This window comes from Singulisphaera acidiphila DSM 18658, assembly GCF_000242455.2.
Lineage (GTDB): Bacteria > Planctomycetota > Planctomycetia > Isosphaerales > Isosphaeraceae > Singulisphaera > Singulisphaera acidiphila.
This window is the reverse complement of the sequence record NC_019892.1, coordinates 8,767,082-8,793,117: the sequence shown is the minus strand read 5'-3', so window position 1 is coordinate 8,793,117 and position 26,036 is coordinate 8,767,082. Positions and strand designations below refer to the sequence as shown.

Below are 26,036 nucleotides of genomic sequence, written 5' to 3'. Positions count from 1 at the left end.
TGCTGTCGTTTCGCGTTCAAGGACAAATCACTCTGAGCCGTCTTGGGAGAATGATCGATGGATCCTCGACTCGAGCGATTGCAGCACATCACGCGCCGGCACTTCTTCAAGGAGAGCCAGGTGGGCTTGGGGGCGATCGGGCTGTCGTCACTGCTGGCCGGCGATGCGCCTGGGGCTGGCGTTGCGTCCAAGGTCGTGGATCCCCTGGCCCCGAAGCTGTCGCACTTCGCCCCTAAGGCGAAGCGGGTCATCTATCTTCACCTGACCGGGTCACCGCCGCACCTCGACCTGTTCGACTACAAGCCCGAACTGGCCAAACGCGACGGGCAAGACTGCCCCGACACCTTCCTGAAAGGGAAGATGTTTGCGTTCACCTCGGGAACGCCCAAGCTGCTGGGGACCCGACGCAAGTTCGCGCAGTACGGCGAGGGAGGGGTCTGGATGTCGGATGCCATCCCTCACCTCCAGACAGTGGCCGACGACGTTTGCGTGATCCGGTCCATGAATACCGACCAGTTCAACCACGCGCCGGCGGAGCTGCTTCTTTATACCGGTTCGCCCCGCTCGGGCCGTCCCTCACTCGGGGCCTGGACAACCTACGGGCTCGGGACGGAAAACGAGAACCTCCCTGGATATGTCGTCTTGATCTCCAGCGGCGTTCAGCCCAACGGAGGGAATAGCTCGTTCGGCAGCGGTTTTCTCCCCTCGGTGTTCCAGGGGGTGCAGTGCCGCTCGAAGGGGGACCCGGTCCTCTACGCGTCCGACCCGTCCGGGATGGATCGCTCGCTCCGTCGGGAGAGCCTCGATGCGCTCCGGGACCTCAACGAGCTCCAGGCGAAGGAGTTGGGGCACCCCGAGACACTCACGCGAATCGCACAATATGAGCTGGCGTTCCGGATGCAGACGTCGGTCCCCGAGGTGATGGACATTGGCCGCGAGCCCCAATGGATGCTCGACGCCTACGGAGCCATGCCGGGCGCATCGAGCTTTGCCAACAACTGCTTGCTGGCCCGCCGCCTGGTCGAGCAGGGGGTCAGGTACGTCCAGCTCTTTGACTGGGGATGGGACTTCCACGGCACGAGCGCTGACCAGGATATTGTCGGTGGCCTCACGAATAAGTGTGCCACGATGGATCGGCCGGTTGCGGCCTTGATCAACGACCTGAAATCGCGTGGCCTGCTGGATGAGACGCTCATCGTCTGGGGCGGCGAGTTCGGCCGGACCCCGTTCCGCGAGGGACGCACCGCAACCAGCGCCCTCCTGGGTCGCGACCACTTCCCCGACTGCTTCACGATGATGATGGCCGGAGCCGGGGTCAAGCCGGGGTTCATGTACGGCGAATCGGACGAGCTTGGCTTCAGCGTGGCACGCGACAAGGTCCACATCCATGACCTCCAGGCGACGATCCTCCACTTGCTCGGTTTCGACCACGAACGCCTGACCTACCGCTTCCAGGGGCGTGACTATCGCCTGACCGACGTTCATGGGCATGTGGTCAAGGATCTCTTGTCCTAAGATTTTCTTCCTTGTGTGGGTTGTCGGATTTCAGCCCCGGCATCCGGCAATCGCCATGAGCCCCGTTGGGGCTAATTGGGTTCGGAGTCTCTCGGGAATCCCAAATACGATACGGCCGACCTGTTGAGGGATCATCTCATGTTCCAGGCTCGTAATGATCTGACTCGCCGGGAAGTGCTCGCCTCAACCCTCTCGGCCGGCCTGTTCGCGGCCGGCGCCCGATACGCTCGGGCCGCCGATCCTCCGGCCGACCAGGCCCTGATTGCGATTTCCCTCGACCTGGAAATGAGCCGAAACTTCCCCGCCTGGGAGGACACCCATTGGGACTTCGAAAAGGGGAACCTCGACCAGGACACGAAACGGTACGCTGTGGAGGCCGCGCGCCGGGTCAAGGCGAAGGGAGGGCGGATCCACTTTTTCGCCCTCGGACAGACGTTCGAGCAAGAGAATGTCGACTGGCTCCGCGAGATTATCGAGCAAGGGCATCCGGTCGGCAATCATACGTATGACCATGTCTATGTCAAGGCGACGAAGCCCGAGGACGTCCAGTTCCGCTTCAAACGCGCCCCCTGGCTGATCGAAGGGAAAACGCCGGCTGAGGCTGTCGCCGCCAACATTCGCATGGCAGGCGCGGCGATGAAGCATCGAGTCGGCATCGAGCCGGCCGGATTCCGTACTCCCGGCGGTTTTTTCAACGGGATCTCCGATCGACCCGACGTTCAGGAACTCCTCCTCAAGTTGGGTTACCACTGGGTCAGCAGCAAATATCCGGCGCACCCTGCAAGTCCCCCAGGCCAGGCCCCATCAGCGGAACTGATCCAGGGGGTGGTCGCGGCCCAGGCTCAGGCTCAGCCCTTCGTTTATCCGTCGGGGTTGATCGAAGTTCCCATGAGCCCGGTCAGCGATATCAATGCGTTTCGCACCGGCCGTTGGCCGCTCGAATCCTTCCTGGAAACGATCCGCTCGGGGGTCTCCTGGGCGATCGAGAATCGCGCTACGTTCGACTTTCTGGCCCACCCCTCGTGCCTGACCGTCGCCGACCCGAAGTTTCGCACGATCGACATGATCTGTGAGATGGTCGAGAAAGCAGGATCACGCGCGGCCCTGACCGACCTCGGGACGATCGCGCAACGCGCCAAGGCAAACACCGGCCGCTAGGCCTGTCACAACGCTTGCCATCTTCCTCGTGTTGGGGAAAGCGCTTCGAGGGATTTCAGCCTGCTCAACCCTTCTTGCCCCTTGGCAATCGACGTGGGCTCAGCCAAGATCGTCCCGTATTGGCTTCAATGCCTCCTGGGAGCTGCGGATATGAAACTTGCCGATGGGTCGATCGGTTCTCGATTCTCCATGATCCTCGCCGCTCTGATCGCCCTGGGAGCCGGCCGGCTCCGGGCCGAGGATGTCGGCACGGTGCTCAAATCCGACGAACAGCCCCGGACCATGCTCTACCGGGCCTTGCAGCATCAGGCCCACGAACTTCTCGAGGCCCGGCGAAAGCGGGTCGCCGCCTTGCAGACGCCCGAGGCGGTCCGGCAGCGGCAGACGGAAATCCGTGGCAAGTTCCTCGAAGCGCTGGGCGATCTGCCTGAGAAGACGCCGCTCAACGCCCGCGTTGTCGGCAATGACCCGCGCGATGGCTACCGCGTCGAGCGCCTGGTCTACGAGAGCCGCCCCGGCCATCACGTCACCGCACTGCTCTACTTGCCCGAGTCGGATTCACCCGTTCCGGGGGTCCTGGTCCCCTGTGGTCATAGCCAGAACGGCAAGGCGGGGGAAACCTATCAGCGGATTTGCATTTTGCTGGCGAAGAACGGCATGGCCGCGCTCTGCTACGACCCGATCGGCCAGGGGGAGCGGCTTCAAAGGCTCGACGACCAAGGGAAAGCTGCGATCGTGGGGAGTACCACCGAGCACACGATGGCCGGGATCGGCTCGTTGCTCGTCGGCCGCTCGCTGGCGTCCTACCGAATCTGGGATGGAATTCGGAGCCTCGACTACCTCGCCTCGCGCCCCGAGATCGACCCAAAGCGCCTTGGTTGTACGGGGAACTCGGGAGGGGGCACCTTGACGGCCTACCTGATGGCCCTCGACGACCGGATCGCTGTGGCCGCCCCCTCGTGCTACATCACCTCGCTCGACCGCCTCTTCTCCACGATCGGCCCGCAAGACGCCGAGCAGAACATCACCGGCCAGGTCGCCTTCGGCATGGACCATGGCGACTATGCGATCCTCCGCGCACCGAAGCCGACCCTCTTCTCGGTCGGCACGCGTGACTTCTTCGACATCCAGGGGAGTTGGGACACGTTCCGCGAGGTGAAGCTGGTCTACGGCCGGCTCGGCTTTGGCGAGCGGGTCGACCTGTTCGAGTCGGACGAGCCCCACGGCTTCACCAAGCCGAGGCGCGAGGCCGCGATGCGCTGGCTGAGGCGCTGGCTCCTCAAGATCGATGACGCTCCGGTCGAGCCTGACTTTCCGATCGCCACCGATCTGCAACTCCAATGCACCGAGACCGGGCAAGTCCTGAGCGCCTTCCACGGTAAGTCGGTCTTCGACCTCAACATCGAACGCGCCGATGAACTCACCCGTCGTCGCGAGGAATCACGATCGAAGAACGATCAGGTTGCACGGCTCGCTGAGGTGCGCCGGCTGATTGGTCTGCGCGAGACGATCTCGCCCGCCGATCGTGAAGCACGGGGGGAGATCAAGCGTCCCGGTTACACGATCCGCAAGTTTGTGTTCACGACTGAGCCTGGCATCAAGGTGCCCGCCCTGCTGCTCGTCCCTGAGAAGCAGGCCAAAGCAAGGCGCCTGACCTTCATCGTTGGGGACGACGATCGCGCGGTCCGGGAGCCCGGGCAACTCGGCGAGGCGATGGTCAAAGCGGGAAATTCTGTTCTGATCGCGGGGCTTCGAGGGATGGGTGAGACGTCCCCCGGCACAAAGTCGGGCCCCTTCGGCAGCGATTCGAAGGAGGCCTTTCTCGCGATCAATCTTGGCCGTCCTCTGCTCGGGCAGCGGGTGGGTGACGTGCTCTCCGTCGTTGGTGCCATCGCAGGTGACTATCAAGACGGGGTCGTCCTGATCGGCCAGGGGACGGCAGGTCCGATTGCACTGCACGCGGCGGTGCTCGAACCCAAGATCATTGGGCTCTCACTTGAGGGTCCAATTACATCCTGGTCCGATGTTGTCCGGACGCCGATCTCGCGGGGTCAACTCGCCAACGCCGTCCCGGGCGCCCTCGCCTCCTACGACCTGCCCGACCTGGCGGCTCTCGTCGCGCCTCGCGAACTCTCCATCAAGGCGTCGGTCGACCCGGCCGGACGCCCCTTGTCGCCGGAGAAGGTAGCCACGGCCTACCTGGCATGCACCAAGGCTTATCAGGCCCAGGGCGCGGAAGCGAAGTTGACGGTCCAGTCCGGCCCGCCGCTGCCGACAAGCGACCCGTTGGTGCGGGCCGTTGACCTGACCGTTGGCGAGACACAGGTGGTCATGCTCTCTGACGGCGAGGAGGCCATCGTCAAGCTGATCGATCTCAAGGAAGATCGCGACGTGATCCGGCAGGCCGTTCGGGGCGCCGAGGTCAAGATCGAGGTCAACGGCAAGCCGGTCACGCTGGCCACGGGCAACTACAACTTGCCGGTTCCCGTGGGCGGGGTGCAGGTGGATTGCCCGATCACGGGGGGATATCGCGGCAACAGCGGCGAAGACTCGTGGGCACTCGAGAAGGATGCCCGGATCCGGCTCTGGCCGGGAAAATCCCCTTGGATCGAGCCGACCGCTTTTACCTACCCGGTCCGCCAGCGCTGGTTCGCCACGTCCACGCAAATGGCCAACGAACCGGTCTATGTCGATGGCGGCGAGAAGCCCGACGTCAAGAAGATCTATTACCACAGCGGTCTGGACATTGGCGGCGCGGAGGGCCTTGTCGACGTCGTGGCGGCTACCGACGGCTTCGTCGCCAGCGCCGGGACCACGCTCACTCCGGGGTTCGATGACACCCCGGCCCGCCCACGCTATGACGTTGTCTATCTGGTCGATGACCGAGGGTGGTTCTACCGCTACAGTCATCTGCAATCGATCGATCCGGCGATCACCCCCGGGGCCTCGGTTCGCAAGGGCCAGAAGATCGGCGTCCTTGGCAAGGAAGGGGCGAGTGGCGGCTGGTCTCACCTCCACTTTGAGATCAAGAGCCGGCAGCCGTCGGGCCGTTGGGGGACCGAGGAAGGATACGCCTTCCTCTGGCAGGCCGCCCAGCGCGAGCAGAAGCCCGACCTCATCGCCGTGGCCCGCCCCCACCGGCTCGCCTGGACCGGAGAACCGGTCACGCTCGACGGCACCAAGTCGTGGAGCCGATCGGGTGATATCGCAAGTTATGAGTGGACGCTGAGCGACGGCAAGACCGAGGTTGGCACTCAAGTTAAGCACGTCTACGATCGGCCTGGCACCTACAATGAGATTCTCAAGGTCGCCGATCGTCAGGGGCGCGTCGACTACGACTTTGCCATTGTCCAGGTCCTTGACCCTTCGCAGCCGGATCAACTCCCGCCGACGATTCACGCCTCCTTCTCACCCACAACCGGGATCCAGCCGGGCGAAGCGGTCACGTTCAAAGTGCGGACTTTCCGGACGACCGACGGTGAGGAGACCTGGGATTTCGGCGACGGCACCCCAGTCGTCACGAGCCACTCCGACGGCACCGTCAAACCGCTTGCCAAAGACGGCTATGCCATTCTGACCCATCCGTTCGCCAAGCCAGGTCATTATCTCGTCCGGGTTGAACGGGCCAATCGCCAAGGTGCCAAGGCGGTGGCAAGACTGCACGTGGTCGTCGACGAAGCGAAAGCCAAGTGACGAGATCCGAAAGCAGAACCAACCCCTGGGACGCAAGCCGGACGCTCTTGTAAGCGGCGAAACGTTTGACTATTGTTGAACGAGGTCGGCCTGGTCGGTTTCGTGGAACCGATCAGGTCGATCGCCCGCCTCCCCTTTTTTTGCACCTTGGTTCGGCCCTTATGGTTGCAAACCTCCCACCGTAACGCGGCCCCTTGCCGCTGGAGTCCACGGTGATGACAACGCGTTGGCTCTTTCGAGCGAGTTGGCTTCTCCTGTTGACGCTGAATTTTTCCTTCAGTGTCCCTGCCGCCGAGCCCGAGCGTCGGCTGACGTATGAGCAGGATGTCCGACCGATTCTCAAGGCCCACTGCTTCCAGTGCCACGGCGAGGAAGAGAAGCCCAAGGGGAAGCTTGACCTTCGCCTGGTTCGTTTGATGAAGCAAGGGGGCGTTTCCGGCGAGGCGCTCGTCCCCAGCAACCATGAGGAGAGCTTTCTCTGGCAGCGGATCGCCGACGACGAGATGCCGCCGCTGGATAAAAAGCTTTCGGCCAAGGACAAAGAACTCATCGCCACCTGGATCGATCAGGGAGCCGTCACTGCACGGCCGGAACCGGCCAGCCTGGCCCCTGGTGTCGAGCCGACCGACGAGGAAAAGGCCTTCTGGTCGTTTCAGCCGATCCGCCGTTCGGATCCCCCGCGCGTCCAGGTTGAAAATGAAGCCCTCCTCCGTACACCAATCGATGCGTTTCTGCTGGAAAGGCTCGAAAAGGAAAACGTCCGCTTCGCGCCGGAGGCCGACAAGCGAACCTTGATCCGTCGCGTTACCTTTACCGTCACGGGGCTCCCTCCCACCCCGGCCGAAGTCGATCGATTCCTGGCCGATGAAGACGCCGATGCATACGAGCGACTGGTCGACCGACTTCTCGCCTCGCCCCGTTACGGCGAGCGCTGGGCCCGGCACTGGTTGGACGTGGCCGGGTATGCCGACAGTGATGGCTACTCCCCCACGGACCCGGAGCGGAAGTATGCCTATAAGTATCGTGACTACCTGGTCCGGTCCCTCAACCACGACCGGCCTTGGGACGAGTTGATCCGTGAGCAGTTGGCCGGGGACGAAATGCTCACGCCTCCCTATCAGGATCTCGCTCCCGAGGCACTCGACAAGCTGGTGGCGACCGGGTTCCTTCGTATGGCGCCCGATGGCAGTGGCGATCCGGAGGTCGAGCAGGCTTTGGCCCGCAACGACACGATCGCCGAGACGATCAAGATCGTCTCGACGTCGCTGCTCGGCCTGACGGTGGGCTGCGCCCAGTGCCACGCTCACCGCTATGACCCGATTCCGGCGGACGACTACTACCGGTTCCGAGCCCTCTTCGAGCCGGCCTACAACCCGCAGAGCTGGCGGTCGCCGCCGGCCCGCCTGGTCTCGCTCTGGACTGCGGGCGAACGCCGTCGCGCCGAGGGCGTCGATCATGAGGTCAAGGCGATCGAGGAGGAGCGTGCCAAGGCGGTCGAGGCCCTGGTCCGGAAGGTCTTCGAGCAAGAGCTGGCCGAGGCCCCGGAGGAGCTCCGTGGAAAACTGCGAATGGCCTGCGACACGCCCGAGGCGAAACGAAGTGCCGAGCAGAAGCAGTGGCTCAAAATGTATCCCCGTTTGGATGTCTCGCCTGGGAACGTCAGTCTCTATGACGCGGCAGCGTTCAACACGATCATCAACGACTTTGCGAGTCGGGTGGCGAAGGTACGCGAGAAGCGGCCCGCCGAAGACTTCGTCCACGCCCTCACGGAAGTGCCGGGACAGGTGCCCACGACGCATCTCTTCTACCGTGGCGACATCCAGCAGCCCCGCCAGGCCGTCGAACCGGGTGAGTTCAAGGTGCTGAGCACGGCTTCGGAACCCCCCGCCATTCCGATCGATGACCCGGCTCTCCCCACCACGGGCCGGCGGCTCGCCTATGCGCGGCACCTGACGAACGGGAAGCATCCGCTGGTCGCTCGGGTGCTCGTCAACCGGGTCTGGCTCCACCACTTCGGGCGCGGGATCGTCAACACGCCGGGCGACTTCGGCATGCTCGGCGACCGCCCCTCGCACCCTGCCTTGCTCGACTGGCTCGCTGATGAGTTTATGAGCAAAGGATGGTCACTTAAAACGTTGAACCGTTTGATCCTGACCTCGACGGCCTACCGCCAGTCGTCCCGGCGCGATCCGAAGCTTGAGGCCGTTGATCCCGACGACCGCCTGCTGGGCCGGATGCCGGTCCGTCGTCTCGAGGCCGAGGCGGTCCACGACGCCGTCCTGGCCGCGAGCGGCCGGCTCACGCCGACGATGTACGGTCCCCCCGTCCCGGTCTCCGTCGACGAGGCGGGGCAAGTCATCGTCGGCATCGACAACCGCGATGGAGCAGGGCGGCCCGTCCGTGAGCGAGCCTCACTCGGCAGCGCCGAGTGGCGGAGGAGCCTTTACATTCAGGTTCGCCGCAGCCTCCCGCTCGGCCTGTTGGAAACGTTCGATGCGCCGCCGATGACTCCCAACTGCGAACAGCGGACGAGTTCAACCGTCGCTCCACAATCACTTATGATGATGAACAGCGAGTTCATTGTTCAGCAGGCCGAAGCCTTCGCCATGCGGGTGGCCCACGAGGCGGGCGACGACCCGAGGGCGCGAATCCAGGTCGCATGGAGGCTTGCCCTGGCCCTCGAACCGCGCCCTGAAGAGGTCGAGTCGGCTGCGCATTTCCTGGCGAGCCAGCAAGAAGACTTTGCCGCCTCCGCCAAGGCAGGGAAAAAGGTGGATCCGGCTCACCAGGCTCTGGCCACCTTCTGCCAGGCCTTGTTCAGCTCAAACGCATTCCTGTACGTCGATTGACGCGGAAGGAGGAGTCATGTCGGACAACACATTCGCGGTCTCGTCGCGGCGACACTTCCTGGCCAGCCAGAGCATGGGGATCGGTTCGTTAGCGTTGACCTGGCTCTTGAACCAGGAGGGGGCCCTGGCGGCCCCGGCCAAGCCGAGTCTGGAGCGGCCAGTCTATGACCTGACTCCCAAGACTCCCCCCGCGCCACCGCGCGCCCGCGCCATGATCTCGCTGTTCATGCAAGGGGGACCGAGCCACCTGGACCTGTTCGACCCCAAGCCCGAGCTCACCAAGCGAAACGGCAACAGCTTCACCGGCGACATCAAGTACGACAACGCCGGGCAGGCGAGCGCGAAGCTCCTGGGGAGCCCCTGGAAGTTCCGTCGCCACGGGCAATGCGGGATGGAGCTCAGCGAGCTGCTCCCCGGCCTGGGGGAGGTCGCCGACGAGATTACCCTGGTTCGATCGATGCAGACTGGCGTGAACAATCATGGCCAATCGATCAATGCGCTGAATAACGGGCGGATCGCGACGGGTCGGCCGGTCCTGGGTTCCTGGCTCACGTATGCCTTGGGCACCGAGGGGCAGAACCTTCCAGCCTACTGCGTCCTGACCGATCCCGGCGGTCTCCCCGTCATCGGGGTCGATAACTGGACGGGGGGCTGGCTCCCTTCGCTCTATCAAGGGACCGTGATCCGTCCCACCGAGCCTCGGATCCCCAACCTGGACCCGCCCCCTCACCTCGTGGGGAAGGTTCAGCGCCGCTATCTGGACTACCTCGACCGGTTCAACCGGGACCATCTCGAGGCACGCCCTGGTGAGCAGGACCTGGCCGCACGGATCGCCAGCTACGAGCTGGCTGCGCGGATGCAGACGGCCGCCAAGGAAGCACTTGATATCTCCGGAGAGTCGGCCGCGACCCAGACGCTCTACGGCCTCGACGACCCTGAGTCCCGTGAGTTCGGGACCCGCTGCCTGATCGCCAGGCGCCTGGTCGAGCGTGGGGTTCGGTTCGTCCAGGTCTGCACGGGCAACCAGAATTGGGACCATCACGGCGGCATCCTCAAGCAACTGCCGGCGATGTGCCACAAGGTCGACCGGCCCTCGGCCGCCCTCGTTCGCGACCTTCAACAACGCGGGCTGCTTGACTCGACCGTGGTCTCGTGGGGTGGTGAGATGGGCCGTCTGCCTGTCGTCCAGAACGAGAAGAACGTCGGCCGCGACCACAACACATATGGTTTCAGCATGTGGCTGGCCGGCGGCGGATTCAAAGCGGGCCATGTTCACGGCTCGACCGACGAGCTTGGCCACAAGGCCGTCGACGACGTCGTGACCCACTCCGACTATCACGCTACGCTTCTGAGCCTGTTCGGCCTCGACCACAAAACGCTTGTCTTCAAACGCCCCAACGGCGATGGCTCCCTGGTTGACGGGCAGCCGGCACAGGTCGTTCAAGGACTGCTCGCTTGACACGGTCTTGACATGATCCTGCTTCGCGGATTCCAGCCCGGTAACCGCTGGAGCGCGGGCGAGTTACCTGTCACAATTCGCTTGAGTCGAAGATTACGGCGGGCAGGTTGGGTGCCCGTGTCTTCGAGGCGCTCGGCGGGGAAGCAAGCGATGATGGTCGTTTTACGAACCCGGCGCTGTGGCAATTGCGCTGGGGCTTCGCAATGCTGATCGGCTACGTGAGTGATGAACGCTACGTCGCTCTTCCCGACGTGCTCCTTGAGTTCGAGAACGAGTCGGGTTCGTTCGAGACCCGCTCACGCGCCTCCGGTTCGGTTCACATCGACCTCGAGCCTGGTTTGTACAAGGTCACGCTCGCCAAGCCGGGCTACGGCTCAAAGAGTGTGCAAGTCAAGGTGGGCGATGGCCCCCCTGTCCAGTTCCGGCTGTTGACTGACGGTCTGCTCGGCTATGCCTGGCCGAAATGGGTGCAGTCGGGCGAGAAGTCGGAGTTTCGCGTCCACTCGGTCGAGCCGTATAAACTCGGGCTTTGGCGGTATGGATTTGAGAAAGAGTTCATCCGCAACCTCGGCTGGTTCGACGAGCACGGCCCTCGCGCCACGATGCAGATCACGCCCGACGGCGACTTCAGCCGGACCGGGGCGGAGTGGAACAAGCAAGGGTATACCAGCCCGCATCACAAGCAGTACGTTGACGCCCCGGCGCGGTCCGGGCTCTACTATTTCCACGCCCACACGGCCCGGGGAGCCGAGTTCTCGTTCCCCTGGATCGTGGCGCCTGCGTCTCCGTCAGCCCCGGTGGCGGTGCTCGCCTCAAACATCTCCTGGAATGCTTATAACAGCTTCGGCGGGCGAAGCAACTACATCAACCCCGACCAGTTACCGCCCACTCCGATCGTCAATTCTCGACTGGAACTGAGGCGGTACACCGACCCCGAGAACGTCACCTACGCCACTGACAATTACGCCCCCCTCTCCTTCGAGCGACCCGAGGCGATCAACCATATCGCTGAGAATGAAAAAGTCACCGACCCGATCGAGGGCCGCGCGGCCTGCCACCTGGCCCCGGCCGAGTGGCGGCTCCTCGGCTGGCTCGAAAAGAATCGGTTCGCATACGACTACTATGCCGAGACCCAGCTTGATTCGGGAGTCCTCAACCTCGACGCCTACAAAGTCTTGATCATCAGCACGCATCCGGAATACTGGACGCGAAAGATGTACGACCGGGTCAAGGCCTGGGTCCATCAGCGCGGCGGGCGGTTGATGTACCTGGGGGGTAACGGCGTGAACTGCGAGGTCGACCTAGTCGAACCCTCGGCCGTGATTTATCAGAATGGCGATGCCCGTGAACTGATCCGCCTGGGACTCGAGAGCCGATTCCACATGCGGGGCGAGTCGGAGGCCAACCTGCTTGGGGTTGTCTACGACGAAAAAGGGATCATGACCTCCGCCCCGTTCCGGGTGTCGAACGCCGCGCATTGGGTCTATTCCGGCACGGGCCTGAAGGATGGCGACGAGTTCGGTCGGAACAGCTTGCACATGCGGTGTGCGGGGGGAGCCTCGGGGCATGAGACCGACAAGGTCTCGCCAAGCTCGCCCCAAGGGGTGGTCCGGCTTGCGAAAGGGCTCAACCCCGACGAGGGGGGGGCCGACCTTGCCTACTACGAGGCGGAAGGCGGCGGGGCTGTCTTCGCTGCCGGCTCGATCACCTGGACCAGCGCCGTTCTCGTCGACGATCACGTCTCCCGAATCACCTCGAACGTCCTCAACCGCTTTCTGGAGGCTTGAACCACGATCACCTCGCAATCCCCCTACGATCCGCCTGAACCGACCACGAGCCTGCTCTCCGAGCGCCCGACGAACGTCCGCTGGGGCGTACTCGCTATGCTCGCCGGGGCGGCGATCGTGTCGTACCTGACCCGCGCGAGCATCTCCACGGCGGCAACCACGATCCAGGCCGACCTTCACCTCGACGCCGTCCAGATGGGCTACGTCCTGGGCGGCTTCTTCATGGGCTACATCTGGCTGCAGATCCCTGGCGGTTGGTTGGGGGGGCGGATCGGGGCCCGGATCACGCTCACGGCGTTTGCGCTCCTCTGGTCGCTGATGACGTTGGCTTCGGCCTTGGCCCCGTCGTACGAGGTGCTCCGCTGGTCGCGGATCGCCATGGGAGCTGCCCAGGCGGGATTGTTCGCCGTGATCATCAAGGCCTTGGCCGATTGGTTTCCCGAATCGCGCCGGGGGACGGCCGGTGCGGTCATCACCGGTTCGATGTCGGTCGGCGCTGTTATCGCCAGCGGCCTGACTGTCCGACTCCTGGACCCACTCGGCTGGCGGGGAGCGTTCGAGGTCTACGCTCTCGTCGGCGTGGTCTGGGCGGTCGCCTTCGCCCTCTGGTTCCGCAATACGCCCGCCGATCACCCGGCCGTCAACCTGGCGGAACTCAAGCTGATTCGCGAGGCTGCTCCGCTCAGGCCTCGGCTCCAGGACCTGGAGCTCGATCCGCATTCGAAGGACTCGGATGCGGGGGAACTGACGTCGTTTGCTGCTGTGTTAATGAGCATGGCTTTGAGCGTCAGCATGTGGGCGCTCTGTATTCAGGCGTTCTTCAGGGCGTTCGGGTACGCCCTCTTCATCACCTGGTTCCCTTCCTACCTTGAGCAGGGATTCGGCGTCGCGACCTCGCGAGCCGGCGACCTGAGCATGCTCCCCCTGGCCGGCGTGGTGGTCGGAAGCTTCCTCGGCGGCCCACTCGTCGATGTCATCCTTGTCAGGACCGGGAGCCGTTGGCTGAGCCGGAGCGGCGTGGCCGCCTTCTCGCTCGGAACCTGCGCTCTCGCCACCCTGGCGGCCACGTTCGTCAACGAGCCGCTCGCCGCAGTCGCCATGCTCTCGCTGGGCGCCTTCCTCTCCGGCCTGGCCTCGCCGACCACCTGGGCCGCCACGATGGACATCAGCGGCCGGCACACTGCGCTTGGCTTTGCCATTATGAACATGTCGGGCAATATCGGAGCCATTGCCTGCCCGATCGCCGTCGGCTACCTGATCGCCCACATCCGGGCCACCAACGGCAACTGGGATTGGGTGCTCTACATGTTCGCGGCCATCTACCTGGCCGGCAGCCTCGCATGGCTGTTTCTCAACCCGAACCGATCGGCCGTGGAACGCAGAGTCAGAGCCTGATCCAAGACCGGCAACGAATTGTCCGATGGGCCGTGCGGGGGCACGGCCCACGGATCCAAAAGGTCAAGCAAACAAGGGCTTGACGGCCAAACCTTTGCCGTCCTCGGTTGCGTAGAACGGCCGTTTCTCGACGTCGAACGCCGTCTTGGGGGAGATGCCCATGGCCGTGAAGATGGTCGCGTGGAGGTCGGAGATCGAGACGGGGTCTTTGACCGTGATCAAAGGGCGCTCGGGGGCCGTCTCGCCGTGGAGGAACCCTTTCTTCATCCCGCCGCCGAACATGACGACCGACCCGGAGCCGGTGAAGTGCCGGTGCAGGCCGTAGTGCTTCATCTCCTTCATGACGTCGGACGCGGCCCGCGACTGGTCCTTCGCGGTGCTGCCGGGGACCCCTTCGACCATCATGTCGCGGCTGAACTCGCTGGCCAGCACGACCAGGGTCCGGTCGAGCAACCCGCGCTCTTCCAGGTCGAGGATCAACTGTGCGATCGGCCGGTCGATCGACTTCTTCATCTCCTCGGCGGTTGTGTGGCCGTTCTCGTGCGTATCCCAGCTCACGAAGGGCACATACTCGGTCGTCACCTCGATGTAGCGTGCCCCGGCCTCGGTCAGGCGGCGGGCGAGGAGGCAGCCTTGCCCGAACCGCCCTGTGTCGTATTTCTCGAAGCTCTCTTTCGGTTCCTTGGTCAGATCGAACGCATCTCGATGGGGCGAGTTCAAGAGCCGATGCGCGTTTTCGAAGGCGCGGATGATCGACTCCTGGTGGTAGTCGCTGGCCAACTCGCCGAGCGGACTCTCTGCGATCAGCTTCTTGAGGTGGCGCTCACGGTTTGTAAATCGGTCGCGGGACATCCCCTTGGGGGGCCGGACCGCTGCGACGGCGTCGAGCGGGTAGGGCAGGTTGAACGGCCCGTACTCGCTGCCCAGGAACCCTGCCGTCGTGAACGCCTTCAACTCCTCGGACTCGCCATGTCCTTCGAGCCGCTGCCCGATGTTGAGGAACGCCGGGATCGCCGGGTTCTTCGGGCCCAGGACCTTCGCCATCCAGGCGCCGATGTGAGGCGCGGCGACCGTCTGGGGGGGGACATAGCCCGTGTGCCAGTGGTACTGATGGCGCGAGTGGAGGATGTTGCCCAGGTCGGCGACGACGTGCCCTCGGATCAAGGAGGCCCGGTCCATGACCTTGGCGATCTCTTCGAGGCCCTGGGAAATCTTGATGTTGTCGACGGCCGTATCAATGCTCGGGAACGTGCAGAGGATTTTCTCGGATGGGACGCCGACCTCGAACGGGGTGTAGCGCTTGGGGTCGAACGTCTCGGGCGCGGCCATTCCGCCGGCCATCCAGAGCACGATACAGGTGTCGGCGGTCGGAGTCGGTTGCTTGATCGGCTCCTCGCCCTGGGCGAACCGGGGCTCGCCCATCGCCAGGGCCGCCATGGTGGCCGCGCTCATCCCTTGAAGAAATTCGCGACGGCTCGGGTGGCGATCGTCATCGAAACGGTGTCCCATGACAGTCCTCTCTTCCTTCAGCGAATCAACTGGAATTCGGGGAGCACGAACACCACCCACAACAGGTCGGCCAACCCCTCGGGCGTGGCGGGCGAACCGACCAGCTCGCGGGCTGACGTGAGCTCACCGTCACTCGGACGGCGGCTAAGGGACTGGATATAGATCGACTCGATCAATTGATCTGCGGTCGCCTTGGGCTCTGCCTTGAGGAGGTTGGCCGCGCCTTGGGCCACGAGATCGGTCAAGATCTGGCCGTTGGACAGGTCGAGGGCCTGCAAGGTCGTCAGCACGTCGCCCCGGGTCGTTACCACCTGTTCGCGGTTCGGTCGCCCGAGCGACCGCATCAGCAGGTCGGAATTGACCATGGAGGCTCGCACCTTGGGACGGGCGTGGGACTTGGCTGCCCGGGCCGCCGCTCCTTTGACCGGCGCATCCGGCTTGCTCGGTCCAGTGTCCGTGACCGCCCAGACGGCGTCGAGATACTGCTCGGCCGTCATCCGTTTGACCTCGGGGCCTCGGAAGACGTAGTCCTCCCCCAACGGCTCGCTCTTGAGCACGACCGGGCTCGACTGGTAGATCTGCGAGGTCACGATGTGCTCGATCAACGACTTGAGGTCGTATTTGTGGTCGACAAGGTAGCCGGCCAGGTAGTCGAGCAGGTCTTCACTCCAGGGCTCGTTGGCCATGACGTCGACCGGATGGACGATCCCGCGGCCCATCAGGCGCTGCCAGATCCGGTTGACGATCGTCCGTGAGAATCGGCCGTTGTCCTTGTCGGTCACGAGCCGGGCCAGTTGTGCCAGGCGTTCCGACTTCGACAACGAAGGATCGATCGAGCCGAGCTCGGGCCACATGAACTTGGGCGACGCCATCCGGCCGGTCGGCTTGTCGCACCGGTGAATCTCCAGCGGCTGCTCCGCGATGATGGCGGCCAGGCCGTAGGCGTCGTCGAGCTTCCAGCGATCGATGAAGCTATCGTGGCATGACGCGCACTTCATGTTGATGCCGAAGAAGACCTGCGACACGTTCTGCGAGAACTGGATCTCGGGCACCTGGCTGGCGTTGACCCGCCCGCGCCACTTGATGCCGTTGATGAACCCCTCCGACTCGGCCGTGGGGCTGATCAACTCGTAGACGAACCGGTCGAACGGCGTGTTCTCGATCAGCGACTGATAGAGCCAGCCGGTGATCTGCTTGCGACCGCCGTCGATGTAGCCGGTCCCTTTGTAGTCGTTGCGGAGCAGGTCGTTCCAGAAGGTCAGCCAGTGTTCGGCGTAAACCGTCTTGTCGTCGAGCAGATGGCGGGCCTGACGCGCGCGTTTGTCGCCGCTCGAATCCTTCTGGAAGGCTTCGAGGTCATTGGGAGTGGGCAAGATCCCGCTGAGGTCGAGGTCGATCCGTCGGAGAAACGTCGCGTCATCAATCGCAGGGGGGCGCGTGACCTTGTGCGCGGCGAGCTCGGCATCAACGATCCGATCGATCGGGTGGTCGCGACCGTCCTGGGTGGGGGGAAGCTCGACGTGCTTCAGCTTCAAGGGGGCGACGTAAGTTCCCTTCTTGAACGTGAACCCGTCTTCCCAATTCACCCCCTGATCGATCCAGCCTCGAAACAGGGCCACTTCCGCTGCCGTGAGCCGCTCTCCCTTGGGGGGCATCTGTTCTTCGGGATCGTGGCTCAAGATCCGAGCGATGAGGTCGCTCTCCGCGCTCTTGCCGGGGATGACGGCCTCCGACTTGAGCGTCGATTGGCGCGTGTCCAGCGAGAACGAACCCTTGTAGGTTCCATCGGTGTGGCACTTGGCGCACCGGTCCTTGATGAGCGGTACGATGTCGTGGGCGAAGTCCACCGATTTCGGATCGGCCGCAAACCCCGACGACACGATAAAACCGAGGCCGATCAGCCCGGCAGCGAACCGGAACGAGCGATTCTGTCTCATGGAGCGACCCTGACGATCGAATGGGGGAAGCCAAGGCCAGCCGGACTGACCTCGACTCATTATCGGGTATCACCGCCCCCGACGACAACAGGGAGCCAGGACGGAACTCTGGCTGTAGACGTTTTATTATGTAAGGATGTTTTTGACGACCTTCGCCGGTTCGACGCCCGTGAGGTGGACGTCAAGCCCTTGGTACTTGAACGAGAGCCGGCGGTGGTCGATCCCGCAGAGGTGGAGAAGGGTGGCGTGGAAGTCGCGCACGTGGACCACATCCTCGACTGCGCGGTAGCCGAGTTCGTCGCTGGCGCCGTGGGTGATCCCCCCTTGGATTCCCCCGCCGGCCATCCAGAGGGAGAAGCCGAGGATATGGTGGTCGCGGCCGGTCCCTTGCCCCATCGGGGTCCGCCCGAACTCGCCGCCCCAGATGATCAGCGTATCGTCGAGCAGGCCGCGCTGTTTGAGGTCTTTCACGAGTGCGGCGCTGGGGCGGTCGACGTCTTCGGCCGCCGAGCGCATCCCGGGTTCGATGTTGCCGTGATGGTCCCAGGCGCGGTGATAGAGCTGAATGAACCGCACCCCGCGCTCGGCGAGGCGGCGGGCGAGCAGGCAGTTCGAGGCGAAGCTGCCGTCGCCGGGCTGCTTCACGCCATAGAGGTCGAGCATGTGGGCCGGCTCACTGGCGAAGTCGGTAAGTTCCGGCACGGACGACTGCATCTTGAACGCCATTTCGTACTGGCTGATCCGGGTCTGGATCTCCGGGTCGAGGCGATCCTCGGCCAGCAGGCCGTTGAGCCGGTTGACCTCCTCGACCACCTGCCGCTGAGCGCTCTGGCAGACTCCGTCGGGATTGCCGATGTAGTGGACGGCGTCCCCCTTCGACTGGAAGAGGATCCCTTGAAACTTGCTCGGCAAAAAGCCGGCCGACCACTGCCGCGCGGAGACCGGCTGAAGCCCCATCTTGCCCGAGGAGGTGAGCACGATGAACCCGGGCAAGTCCTCCGCCTCCGACCCCAGGCCGTAGAGCAACCATGAGCCCATGCTCGGCCGCCCTTTGATGATCGATCCACTGTTCATGAATGCATGGGCGGGGTCGTGATTGATCTGCTCCGTCTGCATTGAGCGGACGATGCAGATGTCGTCGGCGACGCTGGCGATGTTCGGGAAGAGGTCCGAGATTTCCTGGCCCGATTGGCCATACTTGTGGAAGTCGACGAACGACCCCCGTGCCTTGAGCTCGGCATTCTGGAGCTGTGCGAGTTGCTGCCCCTTGGTAAACGACTCGGGGAACGGCTTGCCGTCAAGTCGCTTCAGCTCGGGCTTAAAGTCGAATGACTCGAACTGGGAAGGTCCCCCGGCCATACAGAGGTGAATCACCCGCTTGGCTTTCACCGGCAGGTGTGGGGGACGAACCACCCCTTGCCAGCGCCCGGCCTGCTTTGCCGCCGGGGCCGCTTGGAGGTGCGGGCCGAGCAAGCTCGAGAGTGCCAGTCCCCCCAGGCCATAGGCGGAGCGTCCAAGAAAGGTTCGCCGCGTCAGGTCTCGCTGATATGAGCTGAAGTCCTGAGTCATGGTCTTAGATACCTATCGCTTGACCGATTTCAGGGCCGATTTGCAAGGATGCGAAGCCGTTGGACATGGTCTTCCTTTGAATAACGCAGGCACCGGGTGCCACGGGTTGTACTCAACCCGTGAGCCAAAAACCAGGGCTTCTGCTCACGGGTTGAGTACAACCCGTGGCACCCATCAGCATAGAGTTGGTCATGGCAACCTATCGGAAAATCAAAGAAAAGCGTGGCCAACAGTTTAGATGGAGTGATATTTGGTTTTCTTGTTCCGGAAGAGTGACTGTCAAGCACTGCCGGCGGATTCCAAAGATCGTCTCTTAGTACCGCGTGATGGTCTCGTTGAGGTTGAGGACAACGCGGCAGACGCTGGTCCAGGCCGCAGCTTCCTGCTCGTTGAGGCCCGGTGGCACCGGGGCCATGCCGACGTGAAACAGTTTTTTTGCGTCGTCCGGCTGACTGGCGTAGAGACTGCGCTGCGAGTTCAGGAAGGCCAGGAGCGAGCGCGACTCCCTCGCGCGGGCCGGTCGCGCCAGGACTTTGCGGAAGAGCCGATCGATCCGCTGATCGTCCGAGTCGGCTTTGGCCGTCACGAGCGACGTGGCCAGAACGCGGGCCGCCTCCACGAACGTCGGGTCGTTGAGTAGCGTCAACGCCTGCTGTGGTGTGTTTGCGAGCGGGCGAGAGGCGGTGCATTCTTCACGTGAGGGGGCGTCGAAGTTGGCCAGCATCGGGTGCATGAAGGTGCGCTGCCAGTGGGTGTAGACTCCACGCCGGTATTGCCGGAGATCATCGTCGGCCTTGTACACCCGGTCGGGAAACTGCAAGTTGGCGTAGTACCCGTCGGGCTGATAAGGATGAGTGCTCGGACCGCCGATTTCGAGGTTGAGCAACCCGGCGACGGCCAGGGCGTTATCGCGGACGAACTCTGCCTCGAGCCGGCGTGGCGAGTGCCAGGCCAGAAGGCGGTTGTCCGGGTCGACCTCGGCCAGCTCGGGCCGAAGTCGTGAATCTTGGCGGTAGGTTGCCGACATCACCATCAGCTTCACGAGATGCTTGACGTCCCAACCGCTCTCGCGAAACTCGACGGCCAGCCAGTCGAGCAGTTCCGGATGGACGGGCCATTCTCCCTGGGCCCCCACGTCTTCCATGACGCTGCTGATGCCGGTGCCGAAGAATTGCTTCCAGAGCCGGTTGACGAAGACGCGGGCCGTCAGCGGATTTTCCGGAGCGGTCAGCCAGTGGGCCAGGTCGAGCCGCGTGAGCCGACGCCCCTCGGGGTTCCGAGGCTGTGGGAGGAACCCGGGGACACTAGGCACGACGATCGCGCCGGTCTCGTCTTGCCAGTTGCCGCGTCCCAGGACGCGCATCGGCCTTGGTTTTTGAGACTCGGTGATCATGCTGAAGGCACGACCGCCGTGGCACTCCGCAACGTCCCGCCTCAGTCCGTTGACCTCGGCCAGCGCCGCGGGGTCCCAACCGGTGCCGTCCAGGTAGGCGGTGTGCAAGAGGTGTGATTGCTCCGACGTCCGCGCCTCAGGCGCAGTGCGAAGGGAAGCTGCCAACAACGCACCGAGCTTTGTTTCCGTCGGGTCGTGATGTCCGAACGGCGAGACGGCGATCCGGATGCAACCCGCGCCGTCGCTCTTGACGCTCACGATCAACTCGTCCCCTTTGGCCAGACGCACCGGCCGGTCGAACTGCCAGACGGAGGTCTGCGGAGACTTGCGTTCTTGGGGTGAGGTCTTCCAGGCGGTCTTCACGCCGAGCAAGGGAGCGCCGTTGGAGTAACGCTCCTCTTTGTGGTCGGCGTCGGCAAAGGCGAACGTCAGCGCGGTCTCTTTTCCCGTCTTGGCCGATTTCAGCTTCGCCGTGAGCTGGATCGTCGTGCTCTCCGAGCTGCCTCGGACGATCGACCCGCCGTACCTCGCATGGGGGAGCGCCTCCAGCCGGATCGAGGCGATCCAACCGTGCGGCGGCTGCAATCGAAACGTGAAATCGTCTTTTTCTTTTTGCTTCGTTTTGGTTTTTGCGGGGTGGCTCAGCAGGAAGCTCCCGTCCGCTTGGGCCTTGGCCTCGTCACGGTCGTCCGAGATTGTCGGAGCAACCATCCAGCTTGTCGGCCACTTCTCGAGGAAGCGAAGGCTCGTTTTCTGCCAGGTCTCGAACGCCTTCCGTGGGCCGGCGGTCGACGCGAGCGTCTCGGTGGCCGTCGTCACCACGTGCTCGATCCTCTGCTCGAGCCGCTCACGCCGGCGCATTAGGTACGAGCTTTCCACCTCGATCTCAGGAGGGAACGGCGAGTCGTTGGTCCAACCTTTGAGCTCTGGGTTCGGGGTATACCCGTAGTCGGCATACACCCCCCATTGCTTCACGTCGGCGAAGAACGCGCCCAGGCTGTAGAAGTCTTTTGCCGTGAAGGGGTCGAACTTATGGTCGTGACACTCCGCGCAGCCCAGCGTTGAACCAAGCCAGGTAATCGCCACCGTGCGCACCCGATCGGCCGCGTACTTGGCCAGGTACTCATTGGGCTGAGCGCCCCCTTCGCGGGTCATCATGTTCAGGCGGTTGAAACCGGTGGCCACAAGCTGCTGGGGAGTCGGCCTGGGTAGCAGGTCGCCGGCCAGTTGCTCGACGGTGAACTGGTCGAACGGCATGTTGCGATTGAATGCATCGACCACATAGTCCCGGTAGGGAAAAATGCGTTGATTCTGATCGCCGTGGTAACCCACCGTGTCGGTAAACCGCACGAGGTCGAGCCAGGGGACAGCCATCCGCTCGCCGTAGTGCGGAGAGTCGAGCAGGCGATTGACCTGGCGTTCGTAGGCTTTGGGATCGGTGTCATCGACGAAGGCTTGAACCGCTTCGGGGGTGGGGGGCAGGCCGGTGAGGTCGAGGCTGAGGCGTCTCAGCAAGGTGCGCCGGTCGACCTCGAGGGAAGGAGCGATCCCCTTCGACTCGAGCGTGCCGAGGATGAACGCATCGATCGGGTCGCGGACCCAGCCCGCTTGCTTGACGGCCGGAACCTCGGGACGCTTGGGAAGGACATAAGCCCAATGCGGTTGATACTCGGCTCCGGCTTCCACCCAACGTCTGAGCAAGTCTTTCTGCGCGGGGGTGAGCGTCTTGTGCGACAGAGGCGGGGGCATCACCTCGTCGGTCGTGTCGCTGAAAATGCGGGCAATGAGCTCACTCTCTTCGGGCTTGCCCGGAACGATCGCCGCTTTCTCCAAGGCCGCCTCGCGGATGTCGAGGCGAAGGCCGGCCTTGCGATGGCTCTTGTCGGGTCCGTGGCATGCGAAGCAGTTCTCGGAGAGGATCGACCGGATGTCGCGATTGAATTCGATCGTCGACCGCGCCAGGTTCTCCCCGGGGGCGGCCCCGGTGCCGATGACGAGGGTCCAGAGGATTGCGGCGATCACGGCCGCCCGCCTGGTCTGATCCAAGTTCTCGGCTCCGATTCGACGGCTCATGAGCGGCCCTCGTGAATTCATTCTCAAGCGGAGAGACTGCTTCGGTTGATGACGTCGTCCGCCCCAAGAAGGTGCTTGACGGGGACGCCCTTGCCCTGGAACTGGTCGGCCAAGGCAGCCTCCGTCACCCCAAGGATTGGGCCGGATAGGGGCCGCCAAACAACGCGCTGGTCGCGCGTGGCCGATACCACTCAGAAGGCGTGAATCAAGGATCTTGATCCGATCCCATTCACCCCAATCGTAGCGAGATTATCGGCCCAACGCAACCGGATTCTGCAGAATGAACCACTGATTCTATAGAATCTGTAGGGGTCGACAAACGAATTCTCTCGTTAACAGAGTGGGCGGTGTCCACCCTGTTAACGAAGAATTCGGCAAGTGAAGTCGTAATCACTTTCGGAACATCGGATCGTTGGCTTCGCCTCGCGAGAGGAGATAGGCCAGCAGGTCGAGCACCTCGTTCTGGTTGAGTGGGTCGAGCAGTTTGTCGGGCATGAGTGACACTTTCGACGGGGCCTGCTCATCGACGTCGGTCTTGGGGATCTCGACGACTTTGGTGGGATCTTCGGGGTCGACGACGAGGGTGATCGCCTTGTCCGACTCGTTGACGACTCGGCCGGTGTGGACCTTGCCCGAGCTGGTTGCGATCACGGTGGCGCGGTATTGATCGGAGACCACCTTGCTCGGCTCGACGATGGCCTCGGTCAAATCCTTGAGGCTGAACCGCCCGGCGGCCTGGGTCAGGTCGGGGCCGGTGGCTCCCCCTTCGCCGCCGAAGCGGTGGCAGACGACGCAGCGAGCGGCGGAGAACATCTTCTGCCCTTGGGCGAAGTTGCGGCCGGAGAGCCGTTCCGGACTCAAGCTGAGTACTGCTTGAAGGTCCCAGTGCTGTCCGGGGCCCTTGGGTTTGGGGAGGTCCTTGATCTGGAACGGCTTGCGGGCCCCTGCGGCTTCCACGGCCAGGCGCTCGGCCTCGGACGCGTTCTCGAACGCGTCTTTGTCGATATTGTTGATGAATCCCAGGTAGCTCGCTCCTCCGCTCCACTTCCTCGCTGTCTCGAGCCATTGGAAGTAGAACTTCCGCTCGTCGAGCGTCCACCCTTCACGCAGGTTTCGGAGCGCAAACGCATAGTGAATTTTTTGCGCATCGGGCCGATTGGCCTGCATTCGCGCGATCGTTCCGCCGTAGCCGGGGTTGCGTGAGAGCAGGTCGGCGGACTCCGTCGTCTCCGCCCCCCGTTCTTGCTTCATCAGGGCGATCAACTTGGCGGCGATGGTGGGTGACTTGAGGTAGACGAGCATGTCGGCCAGCGCGCGGTTGAGCCGTTCGGACTTGGCCGGGAAGTCGCGGTCGAATTGCTTCGCCAATCGGGACGCCAGTTCGGGATCGGGGGCCCCCATCCTGAGGAAGACGAGGGACCAGGTCCGCAGCAGGTCGAGCTGCTTCGCCTCGTCCAGCGCGGTGAAATCGAGGCGGTTGAGTGCCTTGATCATGTCGGGCTGGAGCGACTTGTTCCCCGTGCGAGCCAGCCCGACGAGGCCTGTCATCAGGGCTTCGGGCGACGGCTCGGCAAGGACCTGCTTTTCCCAGAGGGCCACGTCTTGATGTTCCAGCGCGATCCGCGCGGCGAAGCGGATAAAGCGATCGGCATGTCCGAGATAGGGCAGGGCGAACGCCACGGCTTTCGCGGGATCGGCCGCGCGGTGATGGTACTGCTCGAGGCTCCGTCGCAGGGCCCGAAGTTCCGCGAAGCGAGGGTCGGTCGCGTCGGCCCGATCGGTCGGCTCATTGCCGACGTACGTGACGCGGAAGAGTTCCGAGTGGGTTCCGCGCCCTCCGATCGTGAAGTAAAAGGCGCCGTCGGATCCGATCGTGGCATCGGTCAGCGGCAGCGGGGTGCGTGAGACGAACTCCTCCGACTTAGCCTGGTAGCTCGCTCCGTCCGGCTCGAGGTGAAGGGCGCGGATCGTTCCGAAGGTCCAGTCGAGGATGTAGAGCGCCTTCTGATACTTGGCCGGGAACTTGGTTCCGTAGCCGAATGTGACGCCGACCGGCGAGCCGGGGCCGATGTTGAGCATGGGGGGGAGGCTGTCGAGGTAGCTCGTCGGCCACTTGCCCGTGCCGCTTCGCCAGCCGAACTCGCTGCCGTCGGTTGCGTGGACCACCCGGGTCGGGCGATACCAAGGCATACCGATGTCCCACTCCATGTCCGAGTCGTAGGCGAAGAGTTCGCCCTCATTGTTCAGGTCGAAGTCATAGGCGTTGCGGTAGCCGCTGCTGATGATCTCGAAGCTCTTGCCGTCGGGGTCGGTCTTGGCGATATAGCCCCCAGGCGCGAGGATCCCTCGTGCGTGGCCGTTGGCGTCCCACTGGCGGGGGAGCAAGTGGTCCTCGCTCCAGTCGTGAGGCACTCCTCCTTCGTGGACAATCGCGGGGAGCTTGGTGTGATTGCCGCAGACGACCAAGATCGACTTGCCGTCGTGCGAGAGCCGCAAGCCGTGCGGCCCGTGTTCCCCCGCACCCGGGAGGTCGGCCAGCTTGACGACCTCATCGAACTGGTCGTCGCCGTCGGTGTCTCGTGCGCGATAGAGGCCGCTCCCCGGCCCGCCGTTGACCGACAGATAGAGGCTGTCGAACGCGTAGAGCAAGCCGTGAGCCCCGGTGATCTTGACGTCGAGCCGCTCCACCTTGGTGGGCTGGTCGCTGCCGAGGGGAGCCGGGGTGATCCGGCAAAGGCCTTTGTCCCCCTGGTCGCTGGCGATGAGCCGCCCCTTGTTGTCGACCGTGATCGAGACCCAGGAGCCGAGGGTTTCGCGCGGGACAGTGAAGATGCGCTCGACCTGGAACCCTGGAAGCAGCTCAAACACGTCGCGGGTCGTCGATGCGAGGCCGGTCGGCTTGGAAAAGACGTCATTCCAAGGGGCCACTCCCATCGTGCCGAAGGTTTGGACCGCAGCCCCTGTCTTGGCGCTGCGGCGGTCGGCCGCGGTCCAACTCGCGTCGGAGACGACGTAGCGTGTGCTTCCGTCGGGCATGGTCATGACCAGCTTCAAGGCAAACCCGGCCGACCCGCCCTCATTGTCGACCTGGGCGACGAGCTCGTTCAGGCCCGGGCGCAGCAGGTCGCGAACGTCGAGTTCGACCGGCGCCTCCCACTCCTGGCTCTGGGCGAGTCTTTTTCCATTGAGGAAGAGAGCCATGCGGTTGTCGCAGGTCGCCTTGAGCCAGGCGGCCTTGGCGTCGCCTGAGAACTCCTTCCGCAGGAAGTAGCGTGTGTCTAGCTTCGCCCCCCAGATCCAGGTCGGCGCCGGGCCTTGAGCCAGTTTGCCCGGCTCCGGGTTCAGCTTGGCCGGTTCCTTGGCCTGACCTCGCAACTGAGACGGAGCGACCTCGGGCTTCTGGGTGAACACGCGGTCCGAGTCGTCGGCCGCCAGGCTCGGGACGGCTTGAACGGCAAAGCCGACCACCATCATGAACACCAGGGCCGGCCCGCCCCGTGAGCGTCGCTGTTGGAAGAAAGGCACTCGATCTCTCCGTTGGATCCTAAAGTGTTGAGGAACGCGAACATGTCAATGTCATGCTGGTAAATTCTGGTGCAGATGATTTCCCGGGCGTTGTCCAGGGGGGCCTTTGGAACGCCTCGTTGGGTCTGCACCGGAGCGGGTTCCTTTGTTCTTTCACAAGGTGGACGATCCGAA

At 63.7% G+C, this 26,036-nt stretch carries 13 protein-coding genes; 8 read left to right on the top strand and 5 right to left on the bottom strand.

Annotated features, from left to right (window positions below; genetic code table 11):
• Positions 1–57 precede the first annotated feature (57 nt).
• The 7 genes from SINAC_RS34135 (at position 58) to SINAC_RS34105 (ending at position 13,856) form a co-directional block, all read left to right on the top strand.
• Entirely contained in the window at positions 58–1,515 is a 1,458-nt protein-coding gene (locus tag SINAC_RS34135) for a DUF1501 domain-containing protein (RefSeq protein ID WP_015250095.1), read from the top strand.
• A gap of 138 nt (positions 1,516–1,653) precedes the next feature.
• A complete protein-coding gene (locus SINAC_RS34130; RefSeq protein ID WP_015250094.1) occupies positions 1,654–2,673 on the top strand; it encodes a polysaccharide deacetylase family protein in 1,020 nt (339 codons plus the stop codon).
• Between the two features lie 150 nt (positions 2,674–2,823).
• Positions 2,824–6,366, top strand: a complete 3,543-nt coding sequence (locus SINAC_RS34125; protein WP_015250093.1) for a PKD domain-containing protein — start codon at positions 2,824–2,826, stop codon at positions 6,364–6,366.
• Positions 6,367–6,581: 215 nt separating this feature from the next.
• Positions 6,582–9,215, top strand: coding sequence for a PSD1 and planctomycete cytochrome C domain-containing protein (locus SINAC_RS34120; protein ID WP_015250092.1), 2,634 nt, complete (start codon positions 6,582–6,584; stop codon positions 9,213–9,215).
• A gap of 16 nt (positions 9,216–9,231) precedes the next feature.
• Complete coding sequence (locus tag SINAC_RS34115) at positions 9,232–10,674, top strand: DUF1501 domain-containing protein (RefSeq protein ID WP_015250091.1); 1,443 nt, start codon at positions 9,232–9,234, stop codon at positions 10,672–10,674.
• A gap of 107 nt (positions 10,675–10,781) precedes the next feature.
• Positions 10,782–12,461 (top strand): carboxypeptidase-like regulatory domain-containing protein, encoded by a 1,680-nt coding sequence (locus tag SINAC_RS34110; protein WP_015250090.1) that lies wholly within the window; start codon positions 10,782–10,784, stop codon positions 12,459–12,461.
• Between the two features lie 96 nt (positions 12,462–12,557).
• The gene (locus SINAC_RS34105) at positions 12,558–13,856 is read left to right on the top strand and encodes an MFS transporter (protein WP_020466526.1); all 1,299 of its coding nucleotides are present in this window, start codon (positions 12,558–12,560) and stop codon (positions 13,854–13,856) included.
• A gap of 63 nt (positions 13,857–13,919) precedes the next feature.
• Here the strand turns inward: SINAC_RS34105 and SINAC_RS34100 are convergent, their stop codons facing one another.
• The 4 genes from SINAC_RS34100 to SINAC_RS34085 all read right to left on the bottom strand — a co-directional run bounded on the left by SINAC_RS34100 (position 13,920) and on the right by SINAC_RS34085 (position 22,337).
• On the bottom strand, positions 13,920–15,365 hold the full coding sequence (locus SINAC_RS34100; protein ID WP_015250088.1) for a DUF1501 domain-containing protein: 1,446 nt from the start codon (positions 15,363–15,365) through the stop codon (positions 13,920–13,922).
• A gap of 17 nt (positions 15,366–15,382) precedes the next feature.
• Positions 15,383–17,302, bottom strand: a complete 1,920-nt coding sequence (locus tag SINAC_RS34095) for a PSD1 and planctomycete cytochrome C domain-containing protein (RefSeq protein WP_015250087.1) — start codon at positions 17,300–17,302, stop codon at positions 15,383–15,385.
• A gap of 126 nt (positions 17,303–17,428) precedes the next feature.
• A complete protein-coding gene (locus SINAC_RS34090) occupies positions 17,429–18,871 on the bottom strand; it encodes a DUF1501 domain-containing protein (RefSeq protein WP_015250086.1) in 1,443 nt (480 codons plus the stop codon).
• Positions 18,872–19,184: 313 nt separating this feature from the next.
• Positions 19,185–22,337: a PSD1 and planctomycete cytochrome C domain-containing protein gene (locus tag SINAC_RS34085; protein ID WP_015250085.1), complete on the bottom strand. Its 3,153-nt coding sequence runs from the start codon at positions 22,335–22,337 to the stop codon at positions 19,185–19,187.
• Positions 22,338–22,348: 11 nt separating this feature from the next.
• On the opposite strand from SINAC_RS34085, the gene SINAC_RS40360 reads away from it, so the two are divergent.
• Positions 22,349–22,486, top strand: coding sequence for a hypothetical protein (locus tag SINAC_RS40360; RefSeq protein WP_020466524.1), 138 nt, complete (start codon positions 22,349–22,351; stop codon positions 22,484–22,486).
• Between the two features lie 241 nt (positions 22,487–22,727).
• On the opposite strand, the gene SINAC_RS34080 is transcribed toward SINAC_RS40360, so the two are convergent.
• Entirely contained in the window at positions 22,728–25,862 is a 3,135-nt protein-coding gene (locus tag SINAC_RS34080) for a c-type cytochrome (RefSeq protein ID WP_015250084.1), read from the bottom strand.
• Positions 25,863–26,036: the final 174 nt, after the last annotated feature.

Coding starts and splice junctions, on each gene's coding strand:
- SINAC_RS34135 (WP_015250095.1), top strand. CDS start 58: ATGGATCCTCGACTCGAGCGATTGCAGCACATCACGCGCCGGCACTTC.
- SINAC_RS34120 (WP_015250092.1), top strand. CDS start 6,582: ATGACAACGCGTTGGCTCTTTCGAGCGAGTTGGCTTCTCCTGTTGACG.
- SINAC_RS34085 (WP_015250085.1), bottom strand. CDS start 22,337: ATGAGCCGTCGAATCGGAGCCGAGAACTTGGATCAGACCAGGCGGGCG.
- SINAC_RS34130 (WP_015250094.1), top strand. CDS start 1,654: ATGTTCCAGGCTCGTAATGATCTGACTCGCCGGGAAGTGCTCGCCTCA.
- SINAC_RS34090 (WP_015250086.1), bottom strand. CDS start 18,871: ATGACTCAGGACTTCAGCTCATATCAGCGAGACCTGACGCGGCGAACC.
- SINAC_RS34105 (WP_020466526.1), top strand. CDS start 12,558: ATGCTCGCCGGGGCGGCGATCGTGTCGTACCTGACCCGCGCGAGCATC.
- SINAC_RS34100 (WP_015250088.1), bottom strand. CDS start 15,365: ATGGGACACCGTTTCGATGACGATCGCCACCCGAGCCGTCGCGAATTT.
- SINAC_RS34095 (WP_015250087.1), bottom strand. CDS start 17,302: ATGAGACAGAATCGCTCGTTCCGGTTCGCTGCCGGGCTGATCGGCCTC.
- SINAC_RS34125 (WP_015250093.1), top strand. CDS start 2,824: ATGAAACTTGCCGATGGGTCGATCGGTTCTCGATTCTCCATGATCCTC.
- SINAC_RS34115 (WP_015250091.1), top strand. CDS start 9,232: ATGTCGGACAACACATTCGCGGTCTCGTCGCGGCGACACTTCCTGGCC.